Source organism: Nonomuraea thailandensis (genome assembly GCF_024172165.1).
Classification (GTDB): Bacteria; Actinomycetota; Actinomycetes; order Streptosporangiales; family Streptosporangiaceae; genus Nonomuraea; species Nonomuraea thailandensis.
Map to the genome: position 1 here is coordinate 463,693 of NZ_JAMZEB010000002.1, position 15,625 is coordinate 479,317.

The following is a 15,625-nucleotide window of genomic DNA, read 5'->3' on the forward strand; positions in this document are numbered from 1 at the left end:
CGCGGCGGCCTGTCATCCGACAGAGGGGGATGTATGAGTACGACACGGGGGACCGGCAGCCGGTCGAGGGCCACCGTCCTGCGCCGGCACGGGGTGCGCGCCCTGACGGCGGGCGCCACGGTGGCCGCCGCCGCGGCCGCCTCGCTGCTCGCCGTGGCCGGGCCGGCCCACGCCGCCGCCAACGTGAGCGTCTCGGCGCCGCTGCTGCAGATCACCGCGGACGCCGCCGCCGACGCGATCACGATCACGCAGGTGGGCGGCAGGCTCGTGGTCAGGAACGACGGCGGGTTGTTGTTCCCCGGCGCCGGCTGCACCGCGACCGCCAAGAACGTGTCGGTCTGCGACGCCGACGGCGTCACCACGATCGTGGCCGACACGGGCGCGGGGAACGACACGCTGACGAACAGGACCACGCTGCGCTCGAGGGTCGTCCTCGGTGCGGGCTCGGACCTGTTCTTCGGCGGGACGGCCACGGACCAGGCGGCCGGCGAGGCGGGCGACGACCGGCTCGCCGGCCAGACGGGCGACGACGTGCTGCTCGGCGGCGACGGCGCCGACAGCGCGAACGGCGGTGACGGCGCCGACAAGTGCGACGCGGAGACCGTCACGCTCTGCGAATAGCGCGAAGCGGCGCTCCCGGGGCCGCCGGGAGCGCCGCCGCCCGATCTCGCGGGCCGACGGGGCCGCTCCGACGTTCAGCGGCAGCCCGCCGCCCGTCCCGCAGGCTCAGCAGGTCACGTAGGCGGAGGTGCTGCGCGCCTTGTAGGAGCAGGAGTCGACGAGCTTGCCGCCGGAGTTGCGCACGTAGGCGGTGTCCTGGTCGTTGTTCCACACGTACTGCCTGCGGTTCCAGAACACGCTGCTGGTGCCGTCGTTCCCCTGCCCGGTGCGCACCGTGATCCGCTTCTTGGCCCCCAGCACCACGTCGGCGCCGAACTCGTAGGCGTAGCCCGTCTTGTCCCGCACGCTCCACCCCTCCAGGTCGATGGCCTTCCTGGTGGTGTTGAGCAGGGTGATGTACTCGGCGTTCAGCGACTCGTTGGAGCGCCGGTCCGCCCCCGGCGAGTCGTAGTAGATCTTCACGATCTGCAGGGCGGGTGCGGCGGCCTGGGCGGGCAGCGCCGTGCCGAGCGCCGTGCCGAGTGTCGCGGCCGCGGTGAACAGCGTCGCGAGCGTGGAGGCAAGTCTCACCGTCGAGTTCCTTCACGTATGTGGCGAATGTGACGGATGTAGGACGGCGGAGTGTGTCGCCTGGTTGGCAGGTGACGCCTGTTGAAACGTTCGGCGGGTGTTTTCTGAGAGCGTTTGCGGGGCACGTCTCGAAAGCGTCACGGCTCTTGACTGTATGGACGCGCGGAATTTACGTTCGCGGTACTTATCCGGTTCAGCGAGCCCTTCCGGGTCCGCACTTGATGAACAGAGAAATCGGTCACCGGCCCTTTGTGCGCGGGCGCTTTTTGCGTCAGCCCTGGGAGCGCTCCCAAGGGGCCGAATTCGGGGGTCTGACAGGCGTACGTACCCTTCGCGCCGGGCGCGGAGGAAGGAGAGAAGCGATGCGTAACCGGGCTCGGATCATGATTCCGCTCGTGGCGGCGGGCCTGCTCGCCGCGGCCTGCTCCGGTGGCGGAGCCACGCCGACCCCGCCGGCCGCCCAGCCGCAGAGCCAGGGTGCGGCGGCCAGTGCCAACCCCGACCAGCTTCCGCGCAACGAGACGCTCTACACCACGGGCACCCAGTGGGGGCCGCCGGCCAACTTCAACCCGATCCGCGAGTGGGACTCGGCCATCGGCACCAAGGGCCTGGTGTACGAGACGCTCTTCCACTACGACCCCAACGCGGCCAAGCTCAACGGCTGGCTGGCCGAGAGCGGCTCATGGGCCGACGACACCACCTACCAGGTCAAGCTGCGGCCGGGGATCAAGTGGTCGGACGGCCAGCCCTTCACCGCCAAGGACGTCGTCTTCTCCTTCGAGCTCGGCAAGATGGAGACCATCCCGTACCACCACCTGTGGGACTGGCTGAAGACCGTCGAGGCGGTCGACGACCAGACCGTGAAGTTCACCTTCTCCAAGGCCAACTACCAGCAGTGGGACTTCAACCTCTACAGCCGCTCCATCGTGCCCGAGCACGTCTGGAAGGGCCGCTCGGAGAAGGACGTGCTCGACGGGACCAACGAGAACCCGGTGGGCACGGGGGCGTACAAGTTCCTCAGCAAGGACCAGGACCGCGTGGTCCTGCAGCGGCGCGACGACTGGTGGGGCAAGACGGCGCTCAACATGGAGCCCAAGCCGCGCTACATCGTCGACATCGCCACGCCCAGCAACGAGGTGGCGATGGGCATGCTGCTGCAGAAGGGCCTGGACCTCAGCAACAACTTCCTGCCCGGCGTGGCCAACCTGGTCAAGGGCAACTTCGGGCTGACGACGTACTACAACGAGCCCCCGTACATGTTGTCGGCCAACACCGCGTGGCTGGTGCCCAACACCACCAAGAAGCCGATGGACGACCCGGCCTTCCGCAAGGCGCTGGCCTCCTCCGTGGACGTCAAGAAGATCGTCGAAGGCGTGTACGGCAACCTCGTCAAGGCCGCCAGCCCCACCGGCCTGCTGCCCCAGTGGGACAAGTACGTGGACCAGAGCGTGGTCTCCTCCGCCGGCTTCGCCTTCGACGCCGCCAAGGCCAAGAAGCTGCTGTCCGACGCCGGGTACAAGGACACCGACGGCGACGGGTTCGTCGAGAACAAGGACGGCTCCAAGATCAGCCTGACCCTGATCGTGCCGTCGGGCTGGACCGACTGGATGGAGTCGGCCAGATCCATCTCCGCCAGCGCCAAGAGCGCCGGCATCCAGATCACGCCCGAGTTCCCCGACTTCAACGCGCTGGTCGAGCAGCGCGCGAAGGGCGACTTCGACCTGCTCATCAACAACGAGCGGCAGCTGTCGAACTCGCCGTACACCTACTACGAGTACATGTTCCAGCTCCCGGTGCAGAAGCAGCAGAACACCGTCAACTTCGCCCGTTACGAGAACGAGCAGGCCTGGAAGCTGGTCCAGGACCTCGACCAGATCAAGACCGACGACACGGCGGGCATGCAGAAGGTCATCTCGCAGCTCCAGCAGATCCATCTCGACGACATGCCGGTGATCCCGCTCTGGTACAACGGCCTGTGGGCGCAGTCCAGCACCAGCGTGTGGAAGAACTGGCCGGCCGCGGCGGGCAGCGCGCCCAAGACCGGCGCGGTGATGTGGCGCAACTGGCTCGAGCTCGGCGGCTTCGAGACGCTCACCCAGCTCCAGCCCGCCGCCTCCTGACGAGCCGCCCGGACGAACCCCCCGATCCCTCCGCCCCGCGTATCCCCGGGGCGGAGGGACCTCCCCGGAGACAACACACGTGCGTCGTTATTTCGGCAGGAAACTGCTCATCTATGGACTGACCTTCTTCGTCGCCGTCACGGTCAACTGGATGATCCCGCGCTTCATGCCGGGCGACCCGGTCGCCAGCATGGTCGCGCGGGCCAACGTCACCAAGCCCGAGGCCGTGGAGGCCATGCGGGCGTACTACACCAGCCTGTTCGGGCTGGACCAGCCGCTGTGGCAGCAGTACCTCAACTTCTGGGGCGCCCTGCTGCGGGGGGACTTCGGGGTCAGCATCTGGCTGTTCCCGACGCCGGTGAGCGACGTGATCACCCAGGCGGTGCCGTACACGCTGGCTCTGATCGTGCCGTCGGTGCTGCTGAGCTGGGTGGTGGGCAACCGGTTCGGCGCGTACGCGGCCCGGCGCAAGCTGCTCGACAACACCGTGCTGCCGGTGGGCTACGTGCTGACGGCGATGCCGTACATGTGGCTGGCCGTGTTGCTGGCCTGGGCGTTCGGCGTGATACTCGGGTGGTTCCCGGTGGCGGGCGGCTACAGCTTCTCGATGCGGCCCAACTGGTCGATGACGTTCGTGCTCGACCTGGTGCACCACTGGGCGCTGCCGTTCCTGTCGCTGTTCCTGGTGGCGCTGGGCGGCTGGGCCATCGGCATGCGGAACATGATCATCTATGAGCTGGAGTCGGACTACTCCAACTACCTGTCCGCGCTGGGCGCGCCCAGCAGGCTCATCCGCCGCTACGCCTTCCGCAACGCCGTGCTGCCCCAGATCACCGGCCTGGCCCTGCAACTGGGCGTGCTGGTGGCCGGAGCGCTGGTCACCGAGATCGTCTTCGCCTATCCGGGCCTGGGCAGCCTCATCCTCAAGGCCATCCAGAACAAGGACTTCTTCCTCCTCCAGGGCGCGTTCCTGTTCATCGTGCTCGGCGTGCTGATCGCCAACTTCATCATCGACATCGTCTACGTCGTGGTCGACCCCCGGACCAGGGCGGGAATGGCGGGTGCGCAGGCATGACCACGATTCAGGAAGTCGCTCCGCGCGAGCCCGCCGGGGTGCGGCGCGAGGCGCTCTACTTCGCGGTGCGCAACGGCAAGCTGATGGCGGGCTTCGGCATCGTGCTCGTGCTGCTCCTGCTGGGGCTGCTCGGCCCCGTGCTGTTCGCGGGCGTCCCCAACGAGTACGGCCCCAAGCCCATGACCCCGCCCTCGGGCGAGCACTGGTTCGGCACCACCACGTTCGGTCAGGACGTGTTCCTGCAGTTCGTGCACGGGCTGCGCAGCACGTTCGCGGTCGGCGTGATCGGCGGCGGCATCGCGGCGGTCATCGGCATGCTCGTCGGGTTCGTGGCCGGCTACCGCGGCGGGATCGTGGACGAGGTGCTCAACATGCTGACCAACGTCATCCTGGTCATCCCCACGCTGGCCGTGCTGCTGATCATCAACGCCTACCTGGGCATCCGCAGCGTGGCCGTGCAGGGCCTGTTCATCGGGCTGACGCAGTGGCCGTGGGCGGCGCGGGCGATCAGGGCGCAGACGTTCTCGCTGCGTACCAGGGAGTTCGTGGACCTGGCCAGGATGAGCGGCGCGGGCACCGGCAGGATCATCGCCAGGGAGATCGCGCCGAACATGAGCTCCTACCTGTTCATGACGTTCATCCTGCTGTTCGGCGGCTCGGTGCTGATCGCCTCCTCGCTGGACTTCATCGGCCTCGGCCCCACCGAGGGCGTCTCGCTCGGCCTGATGTTGCAGAACGCCAACCAGTGGAGCGCGCTCCAGCTCGGCCTGTGGTGGTGGTTCGTGCCGCCGGGCGCGGCCATCACGGCCATCGTGGGCGCCCTGTACGTGGCCAACGTCGGGCTCGACGAGGTCTTCAACCCGAAACTGAGGGAGACATGAGTCTGCAGGTCAGCGAGCTGAAGGTGCACTACAGGACGCTCAGGGGAGACGTGCGCGCCCTCGACGGCATGACGTTCGGGCTGGCCGACGGCGAGATCCTCGGCCTGGTCGGCGAGTCGGGCTGCGGCAAGAGCACGCTGGGCAAGTCGCTCATCCGCATGGACGGCCGCATGCGCCGCGTCGGCGGCACGGTCGTGCTCGACGGCCGCGAGCTGCCCATCGACGACGACCGCGCGATGAACGAGTTCCGCTTCCGTGAGGTCTCCCTCATCCCGCAGTACGCCATGAGCGCGCTCAACCCCACCCGCAAGATCCGCAGGATGGTCACCGAGCTGCTCAGGTCGCGCGGCGCCACGCCGGACCTCGCCGAGCTGGAACGCCGGATGTCGCAGGTCGGCCTGCCCCGCGAGGTGCTCGACCGCTACCCGATCGAGCTGTCGGGCGGCATGAAGCAGCGCATGGTGATGGTCATCTCCACGCTGCTGGACCCGTCGCTGCTGATCGCCGACGAGGTCACCTCCGCGCTCGACGTCTCCACCCAGAAGGCCGTCGCCCGCGCCCTGCTCGGCTTCCGCGAGAGCGGTTACGTCAAGAGCATGATCTTCGTCACCCACGACCTCGCGCTCACCCACCACATCGCCGACACGATCATGGTCATGTACGCGGGCAGGCTGGCCGAGAAGGCGCCCGCCGACGTGATCGTCAAGGCGCCGCGGCACCCGTACACGAAGCTGCTGCTCGACTCCCTGCCCGAGGTCGGCGTCCGCTACGCCGACCGCAGGCTGGAAGGCATCGCCGGCAGCCCGCCGTCGCTGCTGAACCCGCCCGCCGGCTGCCGCTTCCGCGACCGCTGCCCCATCGCGGGCGAGCAGTGCGCGCAGGATCCGCCGGTGACCGAGCTCGCCCCCGACCACCACGTAGCCTGCTGGAAGGCCTGATGCTGAAGCTCCACGACGTCACCAAGGAATTCCGCGTCGGCGCCTTCGGCGGCAGACGCGTCGCGGCCGTCAAGGGCGTGACGTTCGAGGTCGTGCCCGGCGAGGTCGTCTCGCTGATCGGCGAGAGCGGCAGCGGTAAGAGCACGATCGGCCGGATGATCCTCGGCCTGAACCCGGTCACCAGCGGCTCGATCACCTTCGACGGCCTGCCCGTGCGCTCCGGCAAGGAGTACTACCGCCGCGTCCAGGGCATCTTCCAGGACCCGTTCAGCTCCTTCAACCCCGTGTTCAAGGCCGACCGCGTGTTCGCCATGATCAAGGAGGCGTACTACCCGGCCGTGCCGGCGCCCGAGTGGGCCGGGCGGGTGAGCGCGGCCCTGCGCGACGTGCGGCTCAACCCCGACCAGGTGCTCGGCAAGTACCCGCACCAGCTCAGCGGCGGCCAGCTCCAGCGCCTGCTCATCGCCCGCGCGCTGCTGCTGGACATCAAGCTGCTGGTCGCCGACGAGATCACCAGCATGCTCGACGCCTCCACCCGCATCGACGTGCTCAACCTGCTGGCCGAGCTCAAGACCCGGGGGCTGAGCGTGCTCTACATCACGCACGACCTGTCGCTGGGCAACTACCTCGCCGAGCGCACGGTGGTGCTGCGCCAGGGCAGCGTGGTGGAGATGGGGCCGACCGAGCGGGTCTTCGGCGACCCGCTGCACCCGTACACGCGCGAGCTGCTGTCGGCCGTGCCGCGCCTGCACGAGGCCTGGGACGACGCCGTGCCCGTGGAGGCCTGCCTGTACCACCGCGAGGGCGGCTCGGGCGGCCTGTTCGAGGCCGAGGCCGGGCATCTCGTGGCGTGCGCCCGGCTCGAGACCTGCTAAGGAGAGCTTCTTGACGTACCGTCCGCTGCACAGCGGCTGGACTCTGTCGTCGCGGGACACGGGGGAGATCCCCGCGAGTGTGCCCGGGTGCGTGCACACCGACCTGCTGGCGGCCGGGAAGATCGAGGATCCGTACCTGGACGGCAACGAGCACCGGCTGGCCTGGATCGGCCGTACGGAGTGGACCTACCGCACGGCGTTCACCTGGTCGGCGGACGAGCACGAGCGCACCGACCTGGTGTGCGACGGGCTCGACACGGTCGCGGCGATCACGCTGAACGGCGTCCCCATCGGCGAGACGGCCAACCAGCACCGCTCCTACCGTTTCCCCGTGCGCCACCTGCTGCGCGAGGGCGCCAACGAGCTGGTCGTGCGCTTCTCCTCGGCCTACGACTACGCCGAGGCGCGGCGGGCGGCGCTGGGGGAGCGGCCGGGCGCCTACGCGGAGCCGTACCCGTTCATCCGCAAGATGGCCTGCAACTTCGGCTGGGACTGGGGACCCACCCTGGTGACGGCGGGCATCTGGCGGCCGATCGGGCTGGAGAGCTGGTCGGGCGCCCGGCTGGCCGAGGTGCGCCCGCTCGCCCGCGCCGACGGCCGCGTGGAGGTGCACGTACGCGTCGAGCGCACGACCGAGGACCCGCTCACCCTCACCGCGGAGATCGCCGGGCTCACCGCGGAGCGGCGCCTGGACGGGCGCGCCGGGACGGTGGAGCTGCGCGTGCCCGGACCTGCGCTGTGGTGGCCCCGGGGCTACGGTGAGCAGCCCCTGTACGACCTGACCGTGCGCCTCGGGCAGCAGGAGTGGCGCGGCAGGATCGGCTTCAGGGACGTCGAGCTGGATCGCGAGGCGTTCAGGCTCAAGGTCAACGGCGTGCCCGTGTTCGTCAGGGGGGTCAACTGGATCCCCGACGACTGCTTCCCCTCCCGCGTCACCAGGGAACGCCTGGCCGGGCGGTTCGCGCAGGCCACGGCCGCCGGGGTGAACCTGCTGCGGGTGTGGGGCGGCGGCCTGTACGAGTCGGACGACTTCTACCGCCTCGCCGACGAGCTCGGCCTGCTGGTCTGGCAGGACTTCCCGTTCGCCTGCGCCGCCTACCCCGAGGAGGAGCCGCTGCGCTCCGAGGTCGAGGCCGAGGCCAGGCAGAACGTCGCCAGGCTGGCCGCGCACCCGAGCCTGGTGCTGTGGTGCGGCAACAACGAGAACCTGGAGGGTCACGCCGACTGGGGCTGGCGGGAGAAGCTGGAAGGGCGGAGCTGGGGCGCCGGCTACTACCACGACCTGCTCCCGTCGATCGTGGCCGAGCTGGACCCCGGCCGCCCGTACTGGCCGGGCAGCCCGTACTCGGGCGCTCCCGGCCTGCCCCCGAACGATCCGGCCCGGGGCACGATCCACATCTGGGACGTCTGGAACCGCGAGGACTACCGCCGCTACGCCGCCTACCGGCCGCGGTTCGTGGCCGAGTTCGGCTTCCAGGGGCCGCCCGCCCACGCCACGCTGCGCCGCGCCTCCTCCGACGAGCCGCTCACGCCCGACTCCGCCCATCAGAAGGCGATCGACGGGCAGGCCAAGCTGCTGCGCGGCCTCGGCGACCACCTGCCGCGGCCGCAGACGTTCGACGACTGGCACTACCTCACGCAGCTCAACCAGGCCCGCGCGATGGCGTTCGGCATCGAGCGGTTCCGCGCGCTCATGCCGCACTGCATGGGCACGATCGTCTGGCAGCTCAACGACTGCTGGCCGGTCACGTCCTGGTCGGCCGTCGACGGCGACGGGCGGCGCAAACCCCTGTGGTACGCGCTGCGCCGCGCCTACGCCGACCGGCTGATCACCGTCCAGGACGGCGAGGCTGCCCTGGTCAACGACGCCGGCGAGCCCTGGTCGGGCGAGCTGCGCCTGGAGCGGAGAGGCCTCGACGGCCGGCCGCTGGCCAAGGAGGTCGTCGCCGTGCACGCCGCTCCCCGCTCGGTGCTCAGGGTGGCGCTCCCGCCGTCGGTCGCCGCACCCGACGACCCCGCCCGCGAGCTGCTCACGGTCCGGCTCGGCGAGGCGGGCACGGTGCGCTGCTACGCTGAGGACCCCGCTGTGGCCTACCCGCCCGCCGCCTACGACGCGCACGTGGAGCGCTCGCCGGACGGCTACCGGGTGACGGTCACCGCGTCGAGCGTGCTGCGCGAGCTGGCGCTCTTCCCCGACCGGCTCGATCCCGCCGCGAGCGTGGACGACCAGCTCGTCACGCTGCTGCCGGGGGAGAGCGCCGTCTTCGAGGTGACCACCGGCCGCGAGCTGGACCCGGGCGCGCTGACCCGCTTCCCGGTCCTGAGATGCCTCAACGAGGAGGTCAGATCCTGAACTCCTCGGTACGGTGCGCGTAGGCGGGCAGCGCGGCCCGCATCTCGTCGGTGACCGCAGGCGGAGGCAGCGGCACGATCTCGCGCTCGTGGAAGTCGCGCACGTCCTCGCCCTCGTCGAACAGGGCGCGGACGGCGTGCAGGCAGGGCTCGACGACGTCGCGGTCGGTGATCCGGCGGCCGCCGCGCCCGCCGCCGTACTCGTCGTAGAGCACCTCGTACATCAGGAACGGGGAGAAGATCACCAGCTCCGGCAGCGGATCGAGGTCCGCCACCCGGGCGGCGGGCACCACCCGGCAGGGCGAGCCGGCCGCGGCGCGCAGGGCCAGGACGTGCATCTCCCACTGCAGATAGGGGGTGACCGGCAGCTCGGCCACGCGTAACCGCCGGACGGGCTGGTACCGGAGGAAGTAGTCGGCCAGCGGGCCCGCCATGGCGTGGACGAGGGTCAGCGAGCGCTCCCAGTCGCCGTCCATCATGGCCCGCCAGCTCGCCACGTCGGGCTCGTAGAAGTCCTGCGCGCGTTCCAGCTTCCACATCGGCTCGGCGCAGACCGCGTGGTCGCGGTCGAACCCGGCCTGGTACTCCGGCACGTCCATGACGACGCCGCCGGCACCCGCGACGGCGGCGAACGGGTTCGTGAGGCGGACCGGAGTGCCCTGCTCGGCCATGTGGATGTCCCTTTCGCGTCGAAGGCCCGCCCAGATCATCAGGTGGGCCCCTGACAGGGTCAAGGCCCAAAAACGATCAGGGCGGGGCCCTCAGCCGCGGTAGTGGAAACGCCGGTGCACCAGACTGAACACCATCGCCCCCACCCACACCACGAACAGCACCTTGAAGATCCCGGCGCCGCCCACGATCAGCCCGACCACCGCGAGCGCGGCCAGCACGGGCAGGACCGGATGCGGCCCGCGACGGGGCCCGCGCCCGTGCCTCCTGGCCATCCAGGCGACGCGGTGCATCTCCCGCTGCGCGTGGTGCATGGCCTGCACCTGCGCCCGGTGGGCGTGCATGGCCGCGTGCCAGTCGCCCGCCCCGTACGGCGAGGCGGGCTCGCGGTGGGCCGGCTCCTGCCCCGGGAGGTCGGCCGTCACCTGCGCGAGGTCACGGGCCGTCTTGGCGGCCAGCGACCGGTCGAGGCGCTCGTCGAGCTCCTCGTGGGTCAGGCGGCCCTGCGCGAAGTGCTCGCGCAGGGCGGCCATCGTCTGCTCGCGCTCGGCGTCGCCGATGCGGAGATCGTTGCGGTCCATCCCAGGTTCCTCGCTCTCCCCGAACCGGCCATCCGGTGCGACGCCGGCTGCGTTTGACTGCCTCACTTCGTTCGGGGGCTCGGTCGCCGGACGCCGCCGCCTTCCCCCGCTCTGGTCGCCGCGCTCCCGCCGCTCCTCCCGGCGACGGCACTCCCTCGCGCTACTCCTCGCCCGGTTCGTCGCCGTCCGCCAAGATCTGGTAGAGCTTGCGCCGGGTCTCAACCAGAGTCTTACGCGCTTCGCGGATTTGTGCGTCGTTTCCGGTCTGGAGAACCTGCATCATGGCGAATGCCGACTGGCGGGCGATATGCCAGAGATCGGCGGTGTTGTCGTCGATGTCGGGTCGCATCTCGTCCCACGGGGCGCGCACCTCGTCGGCGTGCGCCTCGATGTAGGTGCGCCCTTCCTCGGTGAGCCGGAAGGTCTTGCGGCCCTCGTTCTCCTCCGAGATGACCAGGCCCTCGTCGGTGAGCTGCTGCAACGCCGGGTAGACGGCGCCCGGGCTGGGCTTCCAGCCGCCCTCGCTGCGCTCGGCGATCTCCTGGATGATCTGGTAGCCGTTGCGCGGCTCCTCGGCGAGCAGGGCCAGGATCGCGGCGCGGACGTCGCCCCGCTTGGCCTTGCGGGCGCGACCGCCCCAGCCGCGGTGACCGCCGCCCCACGGCCCGCCTGGGCCGCCGAACGGGCCGCCGCGCCCGAAGTCGAACGGGAACGGGCCGGGCCCGCCCCTCCTGCCCCGATGTCGCCGGTCGTGCGGGCCGCCGCGGTCACCGCCGCGTCCCTCGCCGCGGCCGCCGCGCCCGAACTGCTCGCCCACCTGGTCGAAGGCGTCGCTCATGGCGTGCAGCGTCTCGCGGAGCGCGCGCTTGTACTCGTGCGCGCCGGGCCAGGGCCCGCTCGCTGCGAAGTGGTGCGTCATGTCATTTCCTCCTATATCGCGATCTGTTCTCGATGCGTCAACGATATATCGATAGTGTGTCGCCAGCAAGCCCAGCCGGGGAGTGAGCCAGATCACGAAAAAGTTGCGGAATCCGGGAACAGGATTGGGGAGGGCGTCGTTATTCACAGCAGACGAGGTCGTTCCGCGTCGGCAGGGCTGGGGGGTGCTGTCGCCGCGGAGACGACCTCGTCTGCGTTTGCGGACCTCTCAAGGCCGCTCGCGAGCGGCCGCGCGGCACGCCTCGCGCGTAAAGAGCTTCTTTGCCGTACAGTCCCGATCATGATGGGGCACACGCACGCGATGACCGGGGCCATCGCCTGGCTGGGGCTGGCTCCCCCTCTGGCGGCGCTGCCGCTGCTGAACGAGTCCTCCCGCTTCATCGACACGGGGATCATGGCCACCGCGCTCAGCCCCGCCGAGCTGATCGCCGGTGCGATCATCTGCGCGGGCGCCGCGATGCTGCCCGACCTCGACCATCCGAGCGCGACGATCGCGCAGACGTTCGGGCCGCTCACCTGGGGGCTGAGCAAGCTCGTCTCGTGGATCAGCGGCGGGCACCGCGGGGCGACGCACTCGCTGGTGTTCGCGGTGGCGCTCGGGCTGGGCGCGCACTGGCTGGCCGACACCTACCCGATCGGGCGCGACATCATGGTGGTGCTGCTCATCGGTCTGGCCCTGCGGGCCATCGGCGTGGGCATCCCGGGCAACAAGATCGGCTCCATCATGGTCAACATCGGCATGACCGCGGGGCTGTACGCCGTGTTCATGTCGCTCGACGTGGGCTACGCCTGGCTCGGGCTGGCGGTGGGGGTCGGCTGCCTGATGCATGTCGTGGGCGACTGCATGACGGAGCGGGGATGCCCGGTGTTGTGGCCATTGGCGGCCAAGTTCGTGCTGCCGTGGAAGATCGGCATCAAGACGGGCAGGAAGTTCGAGCAGAAGATCCTGGCGCCGATCCTGTCGGTGGCGATCGTCGGGCTGCTGTTCTGGCGGCTGGCGCCGGTTTAACTTGATGTCGAGATATTCTGAGGATATCTTGACGTCGAGACAACCTGCCGCAGGGCCAGGTGGTTAGGGTTACCTAACGTGCTGGCTGCTTCCGTAGTGCGGGAGGATTCTGTCTGAACACCTGTCTATGGAGGAGGCGAATCACCGTGTCCGCGAACAGCTTCGGCAGCCGTGACACGCTCCGCGTCGGCGACGCGTCGTACGAGATCTTCCGGCTGGATGCCGTCGAGGGCGCCGCACGTCTCCCGTACAGCCTGAAGATCCTGCTGGAGAACCTCCTCCGCACCGAGGACGGCGCCAACATCACCGCCGACCACATCCGTGCGCTGGGCGAGTGGGACCCCAAGGCGGCCCCGAGCGTGGAGATCCAGTTCACGCCCGCCCGCGTCATCATGCAGGACTTCACCGGCGTGCCGTGCGTGGTCGACCTGGCCACCATGCGTGAGGCGGTGCGCGACCTCGGCGGCGACGCCGCGCGCATCAACCCGCTCGCCCCGGCCGAGATGGTCATCGACCACTCGGTCATCGTCGACTACTTCGGTCACCCCGACGCCTTCCAGCGCAACGTCGAGCGCGAGTACGAGCGCAACCGCGAGCGTTACCAGTTCCTGCGCTGGGGCCAGACGGCCTTCGACGAGTTCAAGGTCGTCCCGCCCGGCACCGGCATCGTGCACCAGGTCAACATCGAGCACCTGGCCCGCGTCGTCATGACCCGCGACGGCAAGGCCTACCCCGACACCTGTGTCGGCACCGACTCCCACACCACGATGGAGAACGGCATCGGCGTGCTCGGCTGGGGCGTCGGCGGCATCGAGGCCGAGGCCGCGATGCTCGGCCAGCCGATCTCCATGCTCATCCCGCGCGTGGTCGGCTTCAAGCTCAGCGGCAAGCTGCCCGCCGGCGCCACCGCCACCGACCTCGTGCTCACGATCACCGAGATCCTGCGCAAGCACGGCGTGGTCGGCAAGTTCGTCGAGTTCTACGGCGAGGGCGTCTCGTCCGTGCCGCTGGCCGACCGGGCCACGATCGGCAACATGAGCCCCGAGTTCGGCTCCACCTGCGCGATCTTCCCGATCGACGGCCAGACCGTCGACTACCTGCGCCTGACCGGCCGCTCCGAGGAGCAGATCGCCCTCGTCGAGGCCTACGCCAAGGCCCAGGGCCTGTGGCTCGACCCGTCCGCGGCCGAGCCCGAGTTCTCCGAGTACATCGAGCTCGACCTGGCCACCGTCGTCCCGTCGATCGCCGGCCCCAAGCGCCCGCAGGACCGCATCGTCCTGTCGCAGGCCAAGTCCACCTGGCGCCACGACGTGCAGAACTACGTGGCCGACGGCGTGGACGAGGCCGTCGAGGAGACCTTCCCCGCCTCCGACGCGCCCGCCTCCAACGCCAGCGCCAACGGCGGCCGGCCGCACAAGCCGGTGCCCGTCACGCTGGCCGACGGCACCTCGTTCGAGATCGACCACGGCATCGTCTCGATCGCCGCGATCACCTCGTGCACCAACACCTCCAACCCGTTCGTCATGCTCGGCGCGGCCCTGCTGGCCCGCAACGCCGTCGAGAAGGGCCTGACCCGCAAGCCGTGGGTCAAGACCTCGCTGGCCCCGGGCTCCCAGGTCGTCACCGGTTACTTCGAGCGCTCCGGCCTCCAGCCGTACCTCGACAAGATCGGCTTCAACCTCGTCGGCTACGGCTGCACCACCTGCATCGGCAACTCCGGCCCGCTGCTGCCGGAGATCTCCGAGGCGATCCAGGCGGGCGACCTGGCCGTCACCGCGGTGCTGTCCGGCAACCGCAACTTCGAGGGCCGGATCAACCCCGACGTCAAGATGAACTACCTGGCCTCGCCGCCGCTCGTCGTGGCCTACGCGCTGGCCGGCACCATGGACCTCGACCTCGACACCGAGCCGCTCGGCCTCGGCAACGACGGCGAGCCGGTCTACCTGCGCGACATCTGGCCGTCGCCGGAGGAGATCACCGCGGTGGTCAACTCCTCGATCGGCCGCGACATGTTCGAGCGCGACTACGCCGACGTGTTCAAGGGCGACGACCACTGGCGCTCGCTGCCGATCCCGACCGGCGACACCTTCGAGTGGGACCCTGACTCCACCTACGTGCGCAAGGCCCCCTACTTCGACGGCATGCCGGAGCAGCCGGAGCCCGTCACCGACATCAAGGGCGCCCGCGTGCTGGTCAAGGTCGGCGACTCGGTCACCACCGACCACATCTCGCCGGCCGGCTCCATCAAGGTGGGCACCCCCGCCGCCCAGTACCTCCAGGCCAACGGCGTCGAGGTCAAGGACTTCAACTCCTACGGCTCGCGGCGCGGCAACCACGAGGTGATGATCCGCGGCACGTTCGCCAACATCCGCCTGCGCAACCAGATCGCGCCGGGCACCGAGGGCGGCTACACCCGCGACTTCACCCAGGCCGACGGCCCGGTGTCGTTCATCTACGACGCCTCGGTCAACTACGCCGCGGCCGGGACGCCGCTGGTGGTGCTGGCGGGCAAGGAGTACGGCTCCGGCTCCTCGCGCGACTGGGCGGCCAAGGGCACGGCGCTGCTGGGCGTGCGCGCGGTCATCGCCGAGTCCTACGAGCGCATCCACCGCTCCAACCTGATCGGCATGGGCGTGCTGCCGCTGCAGTTCCCCGAGGGCGGCTCGGCGCAGGCGCTGGGCCTGACGGGCGAGGAGACGTTCGACATCACGGGCGTCGAGGAGCTCAACAAGGGCACCGGCATCCCGCGGACCGTGCACGTGAAGGCCGGTGACGTCGAGTTCGACGCGGTCGTCCGCATCGACACGCCGGGCGAGGCCGACTACTACCGGCACGGCGGCATCATGCAGTACGTGCTGCGCTCGCTGCTGGCCAAGTGAGCTAGGTCTTCCCGCGTTCCCGCCCGGTCATGAGCCGGGCGGGAAGGCGGGGGTTGGGGCGCGATCCTCACGCGTCCCGCATCGGGGGAACCACCCGACACCCACAGAGCCGCCCC

At 69.9% G+C, this 15,625-nt stretch carries 13 protein-coding genes; 9 read left to right on the top strand and 4 right to left on the bottom strand.

The features are described 5' to 3' along the window. The first annotated feature begins 33 nt into the window (after positions 1–33). On the top strand, positions 34–621 hold the full coding sequence (locus HD597_RS06205; RefSeq protein WP_253740759.1) for a calcium-binding protein: 588 nt from the start codon (positions 34–36) through the stop codon (positions 619–621). A gap of 105 nt (positions 622–726) precedes the next feature. On the opposite strand, the gene HD597_RS06210 is transcribed toward HD597_RS06205, so the two are convergent. Next, positions 727–1,191 (bottom strand): lamin tail domain-containing protein, encoded by a 465-nt coding sequence (locus tag HD597_RS06210; protein WP_253740760.1) that lies wholly within the window; start codon positions 1,189–1,191, stop codon positions 727–729. Between the two features lie 362 nt (positions 1,192–1,553). Between HD597_RS06210 and HD597_RS06215 the strand changes: the two genes are divergently transcribed. The 6 genes from HD597_RS06215 to HD597_RS06240 all read left to right on the top strand — a co-directional run bounded on the left by HD597_RS06215 (position 1,554) and on the right by HD597_RS06240 (position 9,433). Beyond that, on the top strand, positions 1,554–3,311 hold the full coding sequence (locus tag HD597_RS06215) for an ABC transporter substrate-binding protein (RefSeq protein ID WP_253740761.1): 1,758 nt from the start codon (positions 1,554–1,556) through the stop codon (positions 3,309–3,311). A 79-nt stretch (positions 3,312–3,390) separates the two neighbouring features. Further along, on the top strand, positions 3,391–4,386 hold the full coding sequence (locus HD597_RS06220; protein WP_253740762.1) for an ABC transporter permease: 996 nt from the start codon (positions 3,391–3,393) through the stop codon (positions 4,384–4,386). Next, on the top strand, positions 4,383–5,267 hold the full coding sequence (locus tag HD597_RS06225) for an ABC transporter permease (RefSeq protein WP_253740763.1): 885 nt from the start codon (positions 4,383–4,385) through the stop codon (positions 5,265–5,267). Before HD597_RS06220 ends, HD597_RS06225 begins: the two co-directional genes overlap by 4 nt. Continuing rightward, on the top strand, positions 5,264–6,205 hold the full coding sequence (locus HD597_RS06230) for an ABC transporter ATP-binding protein (protein ID WP_253740764.1): 942 nt from the start codon (positions 5,264–5,266) through the stop codon (positions 6,203–6,205). The genes HD597_RS06225 and HD597_RS06230 overlap by 4 nt, the downstream gene beginning before the upstream one ends. After that, positions 6,205–7,080, top strand: a complete 876-nt coding sequence (locus tag HD597_RS06235) for an ABC transporter ATP-binding protein (RefSeq protein ID WP_253740765.1) — start codon at positions 6,205–6,207, stop codon at positions 7,078–7,080. The genes HD597_RS06230 and HD597_RS06235 overlap by 1 nt, the downstream gene beginning before the upstream one ends. Positions 7,081–7,090: 10 nt before the next feature. Continuing rightward, positions 7,091–9,433: a glycoside hydrolase family 2 protein gene (locus HD597_RS06240; protein ID WP_253740766.1), complete on the top strand. Its 2,343-nt coding sequence runs from the start codon at positions 7,091–7,093 to the stop codon at positions 9,431–9,433. Here the strand turns inward: HD597_RS06240 and HD597_RS06245 are convergent. From HD597_RS06245 to HD597_RS06255, 3 genes are all read right to left on the bottom strand, one after another. Then, complete coding sequence (locus HD597_RS06245; RefSeq protein ID WP_253740767.1) at positions 9,423–10,103, bottom strand: DUF6879 family protein; 681 nt, start codon at positions 10,101–10,103, stop codon at positions 9,423–9,425. The two genes, HD597_RS06240 and HD597_RS06245, sit on opposite strands and share 11 nt — an antisense overlap. 90 nt (positions 10,104–10,193) lie before the next feature. Then, positions 10,194–10,682, bottom strand: coding sequence for a DUF1707 SHOCT-like domain-containing protein (locus HD597_RS06250; RefSeq protein ID WP_253740768.1), 489 nt, complete (start codon positions 10,680–10,682; stop codon positions 10,194–10,196). Between the two features lie 160 nt (positions 10,683–10,842). After that, on the bottom strand, positions 10,843–11,601 hold the full coding sequence (locus HD597_RS06255) for a PadR family transcriptional regulator (RefSeq protein WP_253740769.1): 759 nt from the start codon (positions 11,599–11,601) through the stop codon (positions 10,843–10,845). Between the two features lie 300 nt (positions 11,602–11,901). Between HD597_RS06255 and HD597_RS06260 the strand changes: the two genes are divergently transcribed. Both HD597_RS06260 and acnA read left to right on the top strand, forming a co-directional pair. Next, positions 11,902–12,630 (top strand): metal-dependent hydrolase, encoded by a 729-nt coding sequence (locus HD597_RS06260; protein WP_253740770.1) that lies wholly within the window; start codon positions 11,902–11,904, stop codon positions 12,628–12,630. A gap of 146 nt (positions 12,631–12,776) precedes the next feature. After that, positions 12,777–15,509: an aconitate hydratase AcnA gene (gene acnA / locus HD597_RS06265; protein WP_308210570.1), complete on the top strand. Its 2,733-nt coding sequence runs from the start codon at positions 12,777–12,779 to the stop codon at positions 15,507–15,509. Positions 15,510–15,625: the final 116 nt, after the last annotated feature.